We start from the raw sequence: 13,783 nt of genomic DNA on the forward strand, positions 1-13,783 counted from the left end.
GCCGGCACGTGCGCGGCCCGTCGTCAGGCGGACGCTCGCCGCGCGGCCGCCTCGCGCACCAGCTCGAGGAAGCGCGCGTGCAGGCGCGGGTCGTCGGACAGCTCCGGGTGGAAGGCGACGGCGAGCAGGTTGCCCTGCTGCGCGGCGACGGGATGGCCGTCGACCTCGGCGAGGATCGTCACCTCCGGACCCGCATCCTCGATCCAGGGGGCGCGGATGAAGACGGCGCGAACCGGGTCGCCGTCGAGACCGGGAAGGTGGAGATCGGCCTCGAACGAGCGCGTCTGGCGACCGAACGCGTTGCGCCGCGCGGTGACGTCGAGGACGCCGAGGTGCTCGCGGTCGAGCATGATCAGCCCGGCGCACGTGCCGAACACGGGCGTGCCGGCGGCAACCAGGTTGCGCAGAGGCTCGGCGAGCCCCTCGCGCTCGATGCCGAGCGTCATCGTCGTCGACTCGCCGCCGGGCCAGACGAGCCCGTCGAGTCCGTCGAGGTCGGCGGGCGTGCGCACCTCGCGCACGTCCGCACCGAGCGAGCGCAGCACACGGGCGTGCGCGTCGAAGCCGCCCTGAAGGGCTAGGACACCGACTACCAACCGCGGCCGGCGAGCAGCTGCGACTCGTCGAGCTTGCGGGTCTCGAGGCTCTCCATCGCGCGGCCGAGGCCTTCCGACGCCTTGGCGACCCGCTCGGGGTCGGCGAAGTGGGTCGTCGCCTCGACGATCGCCCGCGCCCGCGGCGCCGGGTCGTCGCTCTTGAAGATGCCCGAGCCGACGAAGACGGCCTGCGCGCCGAGCTGCATGACCAGCGAGGCATCGGCCGGCGTGGCGATCCCGCCCGCGCAGAACAGCGGCACCGGCAGCGCCCCCGCCTGCGCGACCGAGCGCACCAGCTCGACCGGCGACTGCAGCGCCTTGGCGGCGCCGAAGAGCTCCATCTCGTCGAGCGTCCCGAGCCGGCGGATCTCGCCGCGGATGGACCGCAGGTGGCGCACGGCCTCGACGATGTCGCCGGTGCCCGCCTCGCCCTTGGAGCGGATCATCGCCGCGCCCTCGGAGATGCGCCGCAGCGCCTCCCCCAGGTTCGTGGCCCCGCACACGAACGGCACCTTGAACGCCCACTTGTCGATGTGGTGCGCCTCGTCGGCCGGCGTGAGGACCTCCGACTCGTCGATGTAGTCGACCTCGAGCGCCTCGAGGACCTGGGCCTCGGCGAAGTGGCCGATGCGCGCCTTGGCCATCACCGGGATCGTGACGGCCTCCTGGATGCCCTTGATCATGATCGGATCGCTCATCCGGGCGACGCCGCCGTCACGGCGGATGTCGGCCGGGACGCGCTCCAGCGCCATCACGGCGGAGGCGCCGGCATCCTCGGCGATCTTCGCCTGCTCGGCGTTGACGACGTCCATGATGACGCCGCCCTTGAGCATCTCGGCCAGGCCGGCCTTGACGCGGAACGTGGACTCGTCTCGAAGCACGAACCGAGTCTAGCCGGGGCGGCCCGGCACGGTCACTTCAGCCGGAACGCCTTGATCCGATCCGCATACTGCGCCGCGTCGCGGCTGTACACGCCGTATGCCAGGGCCTGGATCATCGACAGCAGCGCGGTGTGCGAGCGCACGAACGCCGGGGAGTTCGACGAGTAGTACAGGCGGATCTGCGCGAGCTTGGCCACTTCGCTGAGCGTGGCGTCGGTGATCGCGACCGTCCGCGCCTTGCGATGGCGGGCGAGCTTCATGGCGCGCACGACGAGCGGGTGCGGCCGGCCGGCCGACAGTCCGATGACGAGCGTCTCGTCGTCGATGCGCGACAGGCGGCCGAGCGCCTCCTGCGAGGGGCTCGCCACGATCTCCGCGCGCAGGTCGAGCAGCGCGAGCAGATGGCGCATGTAGGAGGCGAAGAACGCCATCTGGTCGGTGCCGGCGATGAGCACGCGCGGCGAGGAGGCGATGAGGTCGATGGCGGCCTCGACGTCCGAGCGCGACGACTTGCGCGCGGTCTCCTCGACGTTGACGTGGTCGGCGGCCAGGGCGGTCTCGAACTCGCTCTGGTCCAGCGAGAACAGCGGCGCGGCCGGGGCGCCGCTGCCGGCCCCGGGGACCGGGGCGGCATGGGCGCGCCGGTACTCCTCGCGCGCCGCGCCCTGCAGCTCGGGGAAGCCCTCGAAGCCGAGCGCCTGGGAGAAGCGCACCACCGTCGAGCTGGAGGTGTTGGCGCGCCGCGCCAGCTCCTCGGCAGTCTGGAAGGCCGCTTCGTCCAGATGGTCGACGATGTACTGCGCTACGTCCTTCTGGGAGCGCGAGAACTCGTCGAACCGCGCCTGGATGTATGCCGAGAGAGTCTGGTGGCGGGAGCCCTCGTAGGGGAGCGGGCTCGCCGTGGTCGTTGCCGCACGCTTCATTGCGAGGGGGTGTTTCGCCGTCCCCTCGCACCCTCCTTCCGCCCGGCCCACCTTTCCGCTCCGGGAGACGCCGGCGGCGGTCCGGCATCCGCGCCGGACCGCCCACCGACGACGAACGCCCAGCTGTTCGCCGGGCGCTCGATGGCAAGCGTTTCGGTGTTCCGCCCTTGTCGCTTGCCGCCGAGGAGCAGGCGGGGGTTTATGTGCCGAATGACCGGCTCCTCGTTGGTGTGTCCAGGGCATACCCGGCCTGGTTCGGGCCACAAACGGCCGATTGCCCAGAATGTCGGGCAAAAGACCTCGAGGCGGTTGCGCGGTCTTGGCCGGCGGGCACCGGGGCACCGCCCTGGCCTTTCCGGGTCGATTGCTCAGGCCGCCCTTCGCAAGCCGCTCCGCGGACCGGTAGAGTCGCTCTTCGACGGTCCCAGGGGGAAGGTGTGATCAGGGACGAACATCACCCGCCGTGCGGCTCGGACGACGACGCTCCGGCGATCCAGGCCGCCCTCGACGCGGCGCACGGCAACGGCGGCGGCACCGTCGTCATCCCGCCCGGCCGCTGGCTGGTCGGAGGGCCGCTGCGCGTGCCCGACAACGTCACGCTGCGCGGCGTCACGATCACCGCGTCGATCCTGCGGCGCACCGGCGGCGACGGGCCGATGGTCGAGGTCTCGGCGCCTGCGGGCGACGCGCCCGCCGAGGGCTGGGCGGTCGAGTGCCTGACGCTCGACGGGGCCGGATCGGGCGCCACCTGCGGCATCGAGGTCTGCGGCGCGGCGCGCTACGGGATCATCCGCCGGGTCTGGATCCGCAACGTCGCCCACGACGGGCTGCGCTGCTCGGGCGGCACGCTCGAGCACCTCTGCGTCGAAGGCCTGACGCTCGAGCGCTGCGGACGGACCGGCGCCTCCCTGCTCAGCGACGATGGGTCCGCGGGAGTGTTCCTCTCCGAGGTGTCGGTGCGCGACTTCGGGCTGCGCCGCGGCACGGGCCCCGCCTATGCGGGCGTCCGGCTCGGGATGCGCTGCATCATCAGCCAGCTGCACATCGAGCCGGTGCCGCCGGGACGGGTCGGCCTCCTGTTCGGCGCGGGCAGCGACCACGCATCGGTCAGCGGCCTGTACGTGGGCACCCGCGGCGGTGCCCCGTGCATCGTCGCCGACGGCGTGGCCGGCGTGAGCATGTCGACGCCGGCGGTGCGCTACCTGGAGCCGGCGTGACCGTCGCGACGCGTTCGGCGGCGATCATCGACCTCCGTGACCACTTCGAGGCGACCGCCGACCCCGGCGACCCGGAAGCGGTGGCGCTGGCCTTCGCGTCCGCCGCGGCGGAGGTCGAGGCGGCGCGGGGCGGGACGATCTACGTGCCTCCCGGCGAGTGGCTGCTGGCCGGCGCGGGCGACGACCGCGAACCGGTCGTCCGGCTCGCCACCCCGGGCACGCGGCTGCTCGGGGCCGGGATGCGCGCCACGCGCCTGCGGTTGGCGCCCGGGGAGAACCGCGCCGTGGTCGGCGTCAAGGCGCCCGGGGTGACGCTCGAGCGCCTCACCGTGCGCGGCAACCTGGACGCGCCGCCTCCGCGTGGATCGCCGCACGGCATCACCATGCGCGGCGACCCGACGTTCTTCACCATCTCCGACGTGGTCGTCGAGTCGGTGTGCGGGTACGGGATCTTCGTCCGCGCCGTCCGCGACGACCCCGGGCTCTTCACGCACGTCATGCTGCGCAACGTCGTGATCGACGGTTGCGGCAACGACGGCATCGACTTCAAGGTCGTGCGCAAGGCCACCCGGAAGGCCCGCTATCGCAGCCCCGGCCCGCGGGCCTACCTGCGCAGCGTGTCCGTCCGCGACCACAGCGTCCGCAAGCCCCTGCCGGGCGGCCAGGCCGGCGAGCGCGGCATCGACGTCCGCGGCCAACTGCACATGCACGGCATCGAGATCCTCGCGGTCAAGGCGGGCACCGCCCGCACGAAGGGCGCGCTCGGCGTGGCGTTCCGCCCGCACGGCGACAGCAACCACGGCCGCAACGGCGGCTGGTCGACGCTGGAGAACTACTTCATCTCGCTGCGGCCGCCGCCGGACGACGAGGGCCGGCGCGGGTGGGGCATCTCCGCCGCCAAGAGCATCGCCACCTCGGTGATCGTCGCGAACGGCACGATCCTCGAGATCTAGGAGTCTGTCGATCTTTCATCCGTCGATGCGGCGGGAAAGTTCAACAGGCTCCTCGCGGATGCCTCCACTCGTCACTTCTTGAGCATGACGACGACGCCGAGCACGACGCCCACGCCGCACGCCACGAGGCAGAGCAGCGTGATGACGCTCCACAGCGCGGCGGTGGCGCCCTGCCCGGACCGGCGCTCCTGCGAAGCCCGTGCGGCGCCGGCGATCGCCAGCGAGAACATGAGCGAGAAGCCCAGACCGGCCGCGATGCTGACCCAGACGACCTGCAGCAGCGCGCCGCCGTCGATGATCTCGGCGAACATCACGCGGGCTCCGCCGCCGCGGGCGCCGGCGACGCGGCGTGGCGCATCCGGTTGACGGACAGCAGGACGAGGCCGGCGATGAGCAGCACGGCGATGATGACCGGGCCGAGCGCACCGCTGCCGAAGATGCTGCTGAACGCGTAGACGACGGCCCCGGTCGCGCCGGCCATCGGCAGCGTCAGCAGCCAGGCCAGCAGGATGTTGCCGGCCACGCCCCAGCGCACCGCCGAGAGCCGCTTGGCGGCGCCCGAGCCCATCACGGCGCCGGAGATCACGTGCGTCGTCGAGAGCGGGAACCCGGCGTGGGTGGCCGCAAGGATCACGGCGGCGCCGGAGCCCTGGGCGACGAAGCCCTGCGCGGCGTCCATCTTGATGATCCGGCTGCCCATCGTGCGGATGATCCGCCAGCCACCAGAGTACGTGCCGAGCGCGATCGCGGAGGCCGACGCGATGACCACCCAGGTCGGCACCTGCGGGTCGTCGGCCGAGACGGTGCCGTTGGCCACGAGCGCGAGCGTGATGATGCCCATGGTCTTCTGCGCGTCGTTCGTGCCGTGGGCGAGCGCCAGCAGGCCGCCGGAGACGATCTGCCCCGCCCGGTAGCCGCGCGTCACGGGCCCCGGCCGCTGCCGGCCCACGACCCGGTAGGCGACGAGGATCCCGATCCCGGCGACGCAGAACGCGAGCACGGGCGCGACGAGCGCCGGGATGATCACCTTGCCGAGCAGGCCCTCGCCGATGATCGCGCTCGGCCCCTGCGCGGCGAGGACGGCGCCCACGACGCCGCCGATGAGCGCGTGCGAGGACGACGACGGCAGCCCGAAGTACCAGGTGACGAGGTTCCAGACGATCGCGCCGACGAGGCCGGCAAAGATCACGGGCAGCGTGACCGCGGTCGCCTCGACGATGCCGCTGGCGATCGTCGCCGCCACGGCGAGCGACAGGAACGCGCCGACGAAGTTCAGGATCGCCGCGAGCCCGATCGCCGCGCGCGGACGCAGCGCCCGCGTCGAGATCGACGTCGCGACCACGTTCGCCGTGTCATGGAACCCGTTGGTGAAGTCGAACGCCAGCGCCGTTACGACGACCAGGACGATCAGCAGGTCAGCGTCCATGGAGCAGGAGCCCTCAGGCGTTCTTGATGACCACGCCCGAGAGGATGTTCGCCACGCCCTCGGTCGCGTCGATCGCGTCCTCCAGGCGCTCGTAGATGTCCTTCCAGCGGATGACCATCATCGGGTCGATGCCGTTGTCGAACAGCGCGGCGGTCGCCTCGCGCACCGTTCGGTCGCCGTCGTTCTCCAGGCGATGGATCTCGGCCGTGAAGGGCGCGATGTCGCCGAAGTTGCGCAGCCGCGGCATGGCCTCGCAGATCTGGCGGGCGGAGAGCAGCAGGATGTGCGCGAGCTGCTGCGCCTGCTCCATCGGGGCTTCGATCTTGTAGAGCCCCATGAAGTCCGCGACCTCCTCGATGAAGTCGACGATGTCGTCGAGGCCGGTCGCCAGCTCGAGGATGTCCTCGCGCTCGATCGGCGTCACGAAGGTCTGGTTCAGGCGATTGACCAGCTCGGCCGTGATCCGGTCGCCGTCCTGCTCGCAGACCATGATGTCGCGGGCCAGCTCGGGCCGCTCGGGCCACGCGGAGAGCATCTGGTCCAGGAGGTCGGCCGCGCGGACGATGTTCGTCGCCGCGGACTCGAACAGGGTGAAGTAGGTCTGGTCGCGACCGACGATGGCGGAGCTGATGCGGGACACGGGCGGGAGAGTAGAGCCGCCCCTGTGAACGAGTTGTCAACGAGTTGTGAACAGCCCCGTCATCAGCCCGCGGCTACCGGTGGATCGTGATCGTCACGCGGCGGCGGACCGGGTTCGGCGAGCCGTCCTTGCCGCTCTCGCAGGACTGGCGGGCGACGAGCCGCCAGGTCCCCGCGCCGACGCGCGCACGGCGCACGACCCAGCTGGTTCGCCACCGGCCGCCAGGGCTGATGCGCACGGTGGCGACCGGCACGACGTTCTGCGCCGAGCGCAGCGAGAGGTGCACGCGGGGGCGGCAGAACTCGATGACCGGCCAGTGGCGGCCGCTGATGTGCAGGGCGTGGCCGAAGGCGACCGTCCTGGGCGCGACGCGCAGCGTCGGGCCGCCGGCGGCACCGGCCGTGGCCGGGGCGCCGGCGGCCGCGCACGCGGCGGACACGGCGGACACGGCGGACACGGCGAGCAGGAGGACGGGACGGCGCATGTGCGGCGGACGCTACCCGCGCGCCGCCGCAGATGCGACCCCTTCCGTCCCGCGGCCTACGCCGCGACCGCGATCTCCCCGCGGGCCAGCAGCGCGGCGGCCTCGCACAGCTCGTCGTCGCCGAGGACGTCGGCGATCATCTCCAGCGCGCCGATCTGCTCGGGACCCGGCGCGCCCGCGGCGGCGGCGCCCGCCGGGGCGTCGGCGAGCGCGCGCGCGAGGAGCTCCTCGGCGCCGGCCTGCGCCCCGGGACCGTCGAGGCGGTAGCCGGCCGGCGCGAGCGGCCCGAACAGCAGCGCGGCGGTGAGCTGCGGGCGCCGCGTCAGGCTCGGCACGACGCCGAGCTCGCCCGCGAACAGGCCCGCGAGCACGTGATGCGGCTCGGCGGCCAGCATCGGCCGGGCCTGGCGGTAGGCCTCGACGTCGGCGCGCATCTGCGCCTCGCCGGGGCCCGCCACGACGCCGTCCCAGAGCCCCGCCAGCAGGCGCGCCTGCAGCTCCAGCAGCGGGAAGTAGGGCCCGTGGGCGACGTACTGGCCGACGAACGCGAGGCCGGGCAGGTCGGGGTGCAGCGTCCGGGCGTACAGGTCGAGGAAGGTGTCGTCAGCCCCGAGGATCGTCCGGATCTCCGGCGCGAGGTAGGAGAGGTCGAGGTCATAGCCGGTGGCGCAGACGATGGCGTCGAACGCGCCGGTCGCGCCGTCGGCGAACTCGGCGACGCCCGGGCGCAGCTCGGAGATCGCCGGGCGCACGGCGATCCGGCCCTCGGCCACCATCGCCAGGTAGTGCTGGCACTGGGAGATGCCGCTGGCCAGCACGTCCGGGTCGGGCTCGAGGCCGCCGACGTCGGCGGGGTCGCCGGCGACGGCCAGCAGCTGGTCGCGCAGGCCGGCGGCCAGCGCGTCGGGCGGCAGCGCCCGGCCGAGCAGCGCGGCGAAGCGCGTGAACCACTGCCAGTCGGCCGGCACGCCGCGGACGACCTTCTGGAGGATGAACCGGGCCCGCCGGCTCGCCGAAGTCACCTCGATCGAGCTGTCCATCGCCAGGTCGGAGGCGATCTCCAGTCCGCTGATGCTGTTGCCGTAGACGAGCACGCGTTGCCCGCGGAACTCGTCGCGGGTGCGGTAGTCGGCGGCGTGCAGGACGCGCCCGGAGGGGGCGAAGGCGCCCAGGCCGGGGACGTCGGGCCAGCGGGGCCGCGAGAACCGGCCGCCGGCGACGACGACGCGGTCGAAGCGCTCGCTGCGCTCCCGTCCGGTGAGCTCGTCGCGCGTGCGGACGGCCCACCCCGCCCCGTCGCGCTCGACGCCGGTGACGCGCGTCGACGTCCGGACGCGCTCGCTCACGCCGAAGCGGCCGGCATAGGCGCGCAGGTACGCGCCGATGTCCTCGGAGCGCGGGAAGAGCGCCAGCCCGGCGTCATGCGGGAGGTCCGAGAACGCGGTCATGGTCTTCGAGGTGTTCGTGCACATGCCCTCCCACACGCCGCTGTGCGCGGCCGTGCGGTGCCACTGGCCGCCGATGTCGTCGCTCGCCTCCAGGACGACCGGCTGCGCGCCGTGCTCGATCAGGTGCTTGGCGCTGGTGAGTCCGCCCGGCCCGCCGCCGATGACCGCCACGCGCTGCCCGTTCAGATGTCCGCCCATGTCCGCTCCTTCGCTGGTGCGGCGGCCCGTGCCGCCGGTTGCCTTGTGCCGGCAGCGAACGTCGCAGGCGACAGGCGGCACGTCTCCTATGTGTCCCTTCGCGGGACCTTGGGAGTTCCTTACCGGCTCTCGTGAGCGGCGCGCATGGGCCCGGTCGTGGGCACCTCGGTGAGCTGCGCGGCCCCCTCGACGGCCAGCTCGAGGCGCCCCCGCCCGGTGCGCCGCAGCCCGATCCCGCACCCGGCGGCGTCGAGCCGCCGGCGCAGGACGAGCAGGCGGGCCTCGAGGTTGTCGGCGCCGGCGGGCAGGCCGAGCGACTCGTCCAGGCGCAGCTCGCGGTTGGTGAACGCGGTGCGGCCGTGGCGGGCGTGCTCGCCGAGCAGCCGCCACAGGATGCGTCCCGGCACGCCCTTGACGAGGTACTCGCCGTCCACGAACACGCTGTCGTCGGCCTGGTAGTAGGTGACCGCGAGCGGCGCGGTGCCGGGGACGGCGCTCGGCTCGGACGCCCCGGCGGCCGCTGCCGCGGGCGCTCCCGCATCGGGCGCGTCGTGGCGCTCCGCGGCGAGCAGGGCGAGCGCGGTCGCGAGGTGGCCGCCGACGATCCGCAGCAGCCGCTCGTTGTGGCCGCCGAAGCGGCCCGGCCGGTCGCTCTCGAGGTACAGCGCGCCGGTCAGCCGGCCGCGCAGGATGAGCGGCACCGCCGCCGCGCTCTGCGCGTCGGCGAGCCCCGGCAGCGGGATCTCGCGGCCGGGCAGCCGGCCGCCCCGGTCCTCGACGCTCTCCCGCACCGCGGCGCGCATGGCGCGGCTGCGGGCGAGGTTCGGCACGCAGACGACCTCGCGGCGCTGGGCGGCGATCCCGATGATCCCCTCCCCCACCGCGATCTCCGCCCCGGCCGACGGCGCCGGGTAGCCGTTGCCGCCCACCGCGAACAGGCGGTCGCCGCGCTCGTCGGCGACCAGCAGGATCGCGTGGGAGAACCCGAAGAGGTCGTCGAGCGCCTGCAGGGCGACGCGCGTCGCGTCGTCGTAGTCGGGGCACTGCGAGACGCGGCGCACGAAGTCGTCCAGACGGGCGATCGCGCGGTCCTCGGGCTGAGGCGCGGGTGCCGCGGGCGCCGGCCCGACCGCCGCGGAGCGGGTGACGCGGCAGACGTCGACGCCGCGCAGCCGGAACGCCTCGCCCATCCCGGTCTGCGAGGCGACCGCGTCGAGGTTCGCGCGCATGCGCTCGAAGACCGGGCCCTCGGTCTCTGTGTGCAGGTAGCTCAGGTCGAGGACGAAGTCCTGCAGCGTCTCGGGGTCGACGACGCGCACCTGGGCGCGCGGGTTGGCGTCGAGGTTCGCCCGGGTCTTGTTGAAGAACTGGCGCGAGAGCGCGACCCGCTCGCGATCGACGTATTGGACGATCGACAGGTAGGTGACGTTCGGCGTGCCGTCGGCCGCGCAGGTGGCCAGCGGCGAGGGGATCACGCCCTGCAGGCACGCGCGGATCGACTCGAGCGGGACCGCGAGGTCGCTCATCCCAGCACCGCCCCCGCCCGCGGGCCCGGCGTCTGGTCGTAGACCTCGGCGACGGTGAACGTCACGGCGAGGACCCGGTCGTCGAGGAAGCGCATCGCCCGGCCGGGTGCGATGCCCACCTGCGCGACCTCGTCGGCGAACGCCGCGACGTGCTCGCGCATCCGTTCGAGGTCGGTCTCGGTCGGCTCACCCACCGCGGTGGCCGTGCCCTTCAACTGCACGCCCCGGTAGGTCGTGGGGAGGCTGAACGTGGCGGCGATCGCGCCGTTGCGTTCGAGGTTCGCCCGCGTCCGCGCCCCGGGCGGATCGCCGAGGCAGAGCGTCACGGCGGCGCCGTCCTGCGCCACCGCCGGCCCCCACGCGCGGGTGATCTCGGGCTGCAGATCCGCATCGCGGGTGGCGGCGACGATTGCCACGCCGCGGGCGAGGAACGCCACGACGTGCGGATCGAGGCGCAGCGCGGGAGGGGTCGTCACGAGCAGACCGTACCGACCATCGCCCGTTTGCCCGGCCGGGCGCCGGGTACCGAAGAGACAGCATGTTTCCACCTCTCATCTGGCTGGCTTTCGTGATCCTCCTCGTCGCCGTCATCGCCATCGGCGCCTTGTGGGCCGTACGCGCCGGGCTCTGGGCGCGCGAGACGTCCACGTCCGGCGACAACGTCGAGGGCGAGAAGCGCTTCGAGAAGCGCCCCGAGCACACGAAGGTCGACGAGCCGGGCAACCAGACCTACATCGGCACCTGACGGACGCCGCTCGGGTGTCGAGCCAGACTCCGCGCCCGGCCCGCGCCCCGTAGGGTGCCCGGGCGATGCCGCTTCTCGAAGGCCGCCGCCTGCTCATCACCGGGGTCCTCACGGACCGCTCCATCGCCTTCGCCGTCGCTTCCGAGGCGCAGAAGGAAGGTGCCCAGATCGTCCTCACCGGCTTCGGCCGCGGACTGCGGATCACGCAGCGCATCGCGCGGCGCCTGCCGCAGGAGGCGGACGTCCTCGAGATGGACGTCAACGACGCCGACCACCTCGCGGCGGTCGCCGCCGATCTCGAGCGCCGCTGGGGCGCGCTCGACGGGGTCCTGCACGCGATCGCGTTCGCCCCGGCCGACGCGCTCGGCGGCGGCTTCCTCGACACGCCGGCCGAGTCGGCGGAGATCGCCTTCCGCACCTCCGCGTACTCCTACAAGGCGCTGGCCGCCGCGCTGCTGCCCCTGCTCGAGCGTGGCGACGACGCGTCCGTCCTCGGGCTCGACTTCGACGCGAGCGTCGCCTGGCCGATCTACGACTGGATGGGCGTCGCGAAGGCCGCGCTCGAGTCGGTGAACCGTTACCTGGCGCGCGACCTCGGACCGCGCGGCGTGCGGGCGAACCTCGTCTCCGCCGGACCGCTGCAGACGATGGCCGCGGGCTCGATCCCCGGGTTCGAGCAGCTCGCGGGCGCATGGAACCAGATGGCGCCTCTGCACTGGGACATCGAGGACACCGACGCGGTCGCGCAGGCGTGCCTGTGGCTGCTGTCGGCGCGGGCGCGGGCGATCACCGGGGAGATCGTCCACGTGGACGGCGGCTACCACGCGATGGGCGCGCCGGTCTCGCCGGCGTAGCAGGCCGCGAAACCGCCCGACTCCGGACGTGCGGCCGTCCATGCCCGCTCAGCGGGCACAGACAGCCGAACGTGCTCAGGAAGCGAACGAGACGCGCCGCGCTTTCGCCCGCGGATGCCGTGCGACGAGGAGCCGCTCGCCCTCCGAGACGACGTCGCGCTTCGCGGCGCGGCCCAGCTTCACCCCCGGACCGGGCATGACCGTCAGCGTCGCCTCGCCCCGCTTGACCTCGTCGCTCCACACCGCGGCGACGAGCCCGTCCACCAGCACGGTGGGGCGGATCCGCAGGTTCCCGCGGATGTACACGTGGTCGCGCAGCGCGTCCGGCCAGATGCGCGCCCGGTGCTTGGGCACGTACGCGAGCAGCATGCTGTCGAAGTCCCCGAGGAACCGGACGGGCGCCGGGACGTCCGGGTCCGGCCGGGGGGCGTCCGGCAGGTCGTAGAGCGTTCGCCGCCCGACGGAGATCGCCTCGAGCTCGGCGGCGGCCAGCGCCTCCACCCGCGGCCGCACGACCGGCGGCGCGAGCCCCATCCAGCCCGCGATGTCGTCGACGCCCGCGGGCCCGAACGCGCGCAGGTGCCGGCGCACGACCTCGTCGATCGCGGCCTGCGCGGACGGCGCGTGCGCCGAGCCCGGCGGGCAGGCAGCGGCGGCCGAGAGCGCGGGCGTCCTCGGCCCCCACTCGCCGCCGGCCGGGACCCGGACGAGCCCGCTGCAGCGCAGCAGCGGCCGCCACTTCACCGTCCGCTGCTCGTCGGCCTCCGCCGGGTCGACGGCCTCAGGATGCGCGGCCAGCCAGTCCTCGGCGAAGGGCGCGACATCGGCGACCTCGCGCGGCCGCTCGTCGGCCCAGGCGACCAGGTCCTCACGCAGCGCGGCGCCGGCCTTCGGCAGCGGCGCCTTCGTGCGCCGCCAGTCGTTGACGCCGCCCGTGTCCGCCACGACCGCATACGCCGCGTGCTCGCGCGCCGACACCAGATGCAGCGTGCCGCGCAGCGAGATCCCGAACGCCAGCTCACCGGCCGACAGCGCGCCGTAGAGCTCGTCCGGGGCGAACGACGCCATCCGCGACCACAGCCCGACGGGCACCGCCGGCCAGTGCTGCGCCTGGATGGCGCCGATCCGCTCGACGACCTCGACGACCGGCGCGACGAGCGGCTCGAGCAGGCCCTGCCGCGCGAGCAGGGCGCGGTTGAGCGCCCGGTCGTCCACCGCCTCCTCAGGCGGCCGGCGGGAACAGGTACACGGCGCGGTACCAGAGCTCGGCGAGCGTCCGCACCGATTCCGTGACCGACTGCTGGCCCTTGATGACCTCGGTCGTCAGATGGCGCTCCACCATGGCCGACAGCGCCCGAGCGCAGATGCCCGCGTCGATGTCGCTCGGCGCGCGGCCGCGCATCTGGTCGGCGCGGATGCGCCGCTCCGCCGCTCGCACCAGGCGCCGGACGTACGGCTCCCACTCGCCCGGCAGCCGGTCCTCGGCGCCCGAGAGACGGCCCGCCAGCAGCAGCACGTGGCCGTTGTTGTTGACGACGCCGACGACCCGGGCGAGCCCGATGCGCAGCTCGCGCCGCGGATCGCCCGCACCCTCGAGGTACGGCGCGCCCGCCACGAGCATCTCGGCGAACGCCTGCTGCACGAGGCGGTCCATGACCGCGCGCTTGTTGGCGAAGTAGAAGTAGACGTTCGTGCGGCTGACGTAGGCCCGCTGCGCGAGCCCGTTCATCGTCATCCGGTCGTAGCCGCCCTCGGCGATGATCTGCCGAGCGGCGTCGAGGATCGCGGCCTCGGTCTCGTTGCGGGGTGCGAGCCGCTGAACCGCGACCGAGCTCACGATGAAACCTCATCACAGGACGCGACCTCCGTGGGTGAGGACCCGCAGGGTCTCA

The 13,783-nt window shown here is 73.6% G+C and carries 16 protein-coding genes; 4 read left to right on the forward strand and 12 right to left on the reverse strand.

The window, feature by feature from the left end; translation table 11 throughout:
* Nucleotides 1-23: 23 nt before the first annotated feature.
* The 3 genes from pdxT to DSM104329_RS16350 are packed head-to-tail and all read right to left on the reverse strand — an operon-like array spanning nt 24 to nt 2,400.
* Nucleotides 24-596, reverse strand: a complete 573-nt coding sequence (pdxT, locus tag DSM104329_RS16340; RefSeq protein WP_259310911.1) for a pyridoxal 5'-phosphate synthase glutaminase subunit PdxT — start codon at nt 594-596, stop codon at nt 24-26.
* On the reverse strand, nt 590-1,477 hold the full coding sequence (gene pdxS, locus DSM104329_RS16345) for a pyridoxal 5'-phosphate synthase lyase subunit PdxS (RefSeq protein WP_259310912.1): 888 nt from the start codon (nt 1,475-1,477) through the stop codon (nt 590-592). The genes pdxT and pdxS overlap by 7 nt, the downstream gene beginning before the upstream one ends.
* A 32-nt stretch (nt 1,478-1,509) precedes the next feature.
* Nucleotides 1,510-2,400, reverse strand: coding sequence for a MurR/RpiR family transcriptional regulator (locus tag DSM104329_RS16350; protein ID WP_259310913.1), 891 nt, complete (start codon nt 2,398-2,400; stop codon nt 1,510-1,512).
* Between the two features lie 437 nt (nt 2,401-2,837).
* On the opposite strand from DSM104329_RS16350, the gene DSM104329_RS16355 reads away from it, so the two are divergent.
* The gene (locus DSM104329_RS16355; protein ID WP_259310914.1) at nt 2,838-3,617 is read left to right on the forward strand and encodes a glycoside hydrolase family 55 protein; all 780 of its coding nucleotides are present in this window, start codon (nt 2,838-2,840) and stop codon (nt 3,615-3,617) included.
* The gene (locus DSM104329_RS16360) at nt 3,614-4,570 is read left to right on the forward strand and encodes a right-handed parallel beta-helix repeat-containing protein (RefSeq protein WP_259310915.1); all 957 of its coding nucleotides are present in this window, start codon (nt 3,614-3,616) and stop codon (nt 4,568-4,570) included. Before DSM104329_RS16355 ends, DSM104329_RS16360 begins: the two co-directional genes overlap by 4 nt.
* Before the next feature lie 71 nt (nt 4,571-4,641).
* Here DSM104329_RS16360 and DSM104329_RS16365 read toward each other — a convergent pair whose 3' ends face one another.
* The 7 genes from DSM104329_RS16365 to DSM104329_RS16395 form a co-directional block, all read right to left on the reverse strand.
* Nucleotides 4,642-4,881, reverse strand: a complete 240-nt coding sequence (locus DSM104329_RS16365; RefSeq protein ID WP_259310916.1) for a hypothetical protein — start codon at nt 4,879-4,881, stop codon at nt 4,642-4,644.
* Entirely contained in the window at nt 4,881-5,996 is a 1,116-nt protein-coding gene (locus DSM104329_RS16370) for an inorganic phosphate transporter (RefSeq protein ID WP_259310917.1), read from the reverse strand. The genes DSM104329_RS16365 and DSM104329_RS16370 overlap by 1 nt, the downstream gene beginning before the upstream one ends.
* A 13-nt stretch (nt 5,997-6,009) precedes the next feature.
* The gene (locus DSM104329_RS16375) at nt 6,010-6,636 is read right to left on the reverse strand and encodes a DUF47 domain-containing protein (protein ID WP_259310918.1); all 627 of its coding nucleotides are present in this window, start codon (nt 6,634-6,636) and stop codon (nt 6,010-6,012) included.
* Between the two features lie 73 nt (nt 6,637-6,709).
* Nucleotides 6,710-7,120 (reverse strand): hypothetical protein, encoded by a 411-nt coding sequence (locus DSM104329_RS16380; protein WP_259310919.1) that lies wholly within the window; start codon nt 7,118-7,120, stop codon nt 6,710-6,712.
* 56 nt (nt 7,121-7,176) lie between these two features.
* A complete protein-coding gene (locus tag DSM104329_RS16385) occupies nt 7,177-8,766 on the reverse strand; it encodes a flavin-containing monooxygenase (RefSeq protein WP_259310920.1) in 1,590 nt (529 codons plus the stop codon).
* 119 nt (nt 8,767-8,885) lie between these two features.
* Nucleotides 8,886-10,292, reverse strand: coding sequence for a GAF domain-containing protein (locus DSM104329_RS16390; RefSeq protein WP_259310921.1), 1,407 nt, complete (start codon nt 10,290-10,292; stop codon nt 8,886-8,888).
* Nucleotides 10,289-10,768, reverse strand: a complete 480-nt coding sequence (locus DSM104329_RS16395) for a pyridoxamine 5'-phosphate oxidase family protein (RefSeq protein ID WP_259310922.1) — start codon at nt 10,766-10,768, stop codon at nt 10,289-10,291. Before DSM104329_RS16395 ends, DSM104329_RS16390 begins: the two co-directional genes overlap by 4 nt.
* Before the next feature lie 62 nt (nt 10,769-10,830).
* Between DSM104329_RS16395 and DSM104329_RS16400 the strand changes: the two genes are divergently transcribed.
* A complete protein-coding gene (locus DSM104329_RS16400) occupies nt 10,831-11,037 on the forward strand; it encodes a hypothetical protein (protein WP_259310923.1) in 207 nt (68 codons plus the stop codon).
* A gap of 65 nt (nt 11,038-11,102) precedes the next feature.
* Entirely contained in the window at nt 11,103-11,891 is a 789-nt protein-coding gene (gene fabI, locus DSM104329_RS16405) for an enoyl-ACP reductase FabI (protein WP_259310924.1), read from the forward strand.
* Between the two features lie 75 nt (nt 11,892-11,966).
* On the opposite strand, the gene DSM104329_RS16410 is transcribed toward fabI, so the two are convergent.
* Both DSM104329_RS16410 and DSM104329_RS16415 read right to left on the reverse strand, forming a co-directional pair.
* Complete coding sequence (locus DSM104329_RS16410; protein ID WP_259310925.1) at nt 11,967-13,106, reverse strand: winged helix DNA-binding domain-containing protein; 1,140 nt, start codon at nt 13,104-13,106, stop codon at nt 11,967-11,969.
* A gap of 7 nt (nt 13,107-13,113) precedes the next feature.
* Nucleotides 13,114-13,728, reverse strand: coding sequence for a TetR/AcrR family transcriptional regulator (locus DSM104329_RS16415; protein WP_259310926.1), 615 nt, complete (start codon nt 13,726-13,728; stop codon nt 13,114-13,116).
* Nucleotides 13,729-13,783: the final 55 nt, after the last annotated feature.

The organism is Capillimicrobium parvum, from assembly GCF_021172045.1.
In the GTDB taxonomy this organism is placed as follows: Bacteria; Actinomycetota; Thermoleophilia; order Solirubrobacterales; family Solirubrobacteraceae; genus Capillimicrobium; species Capillimicrobium parvum.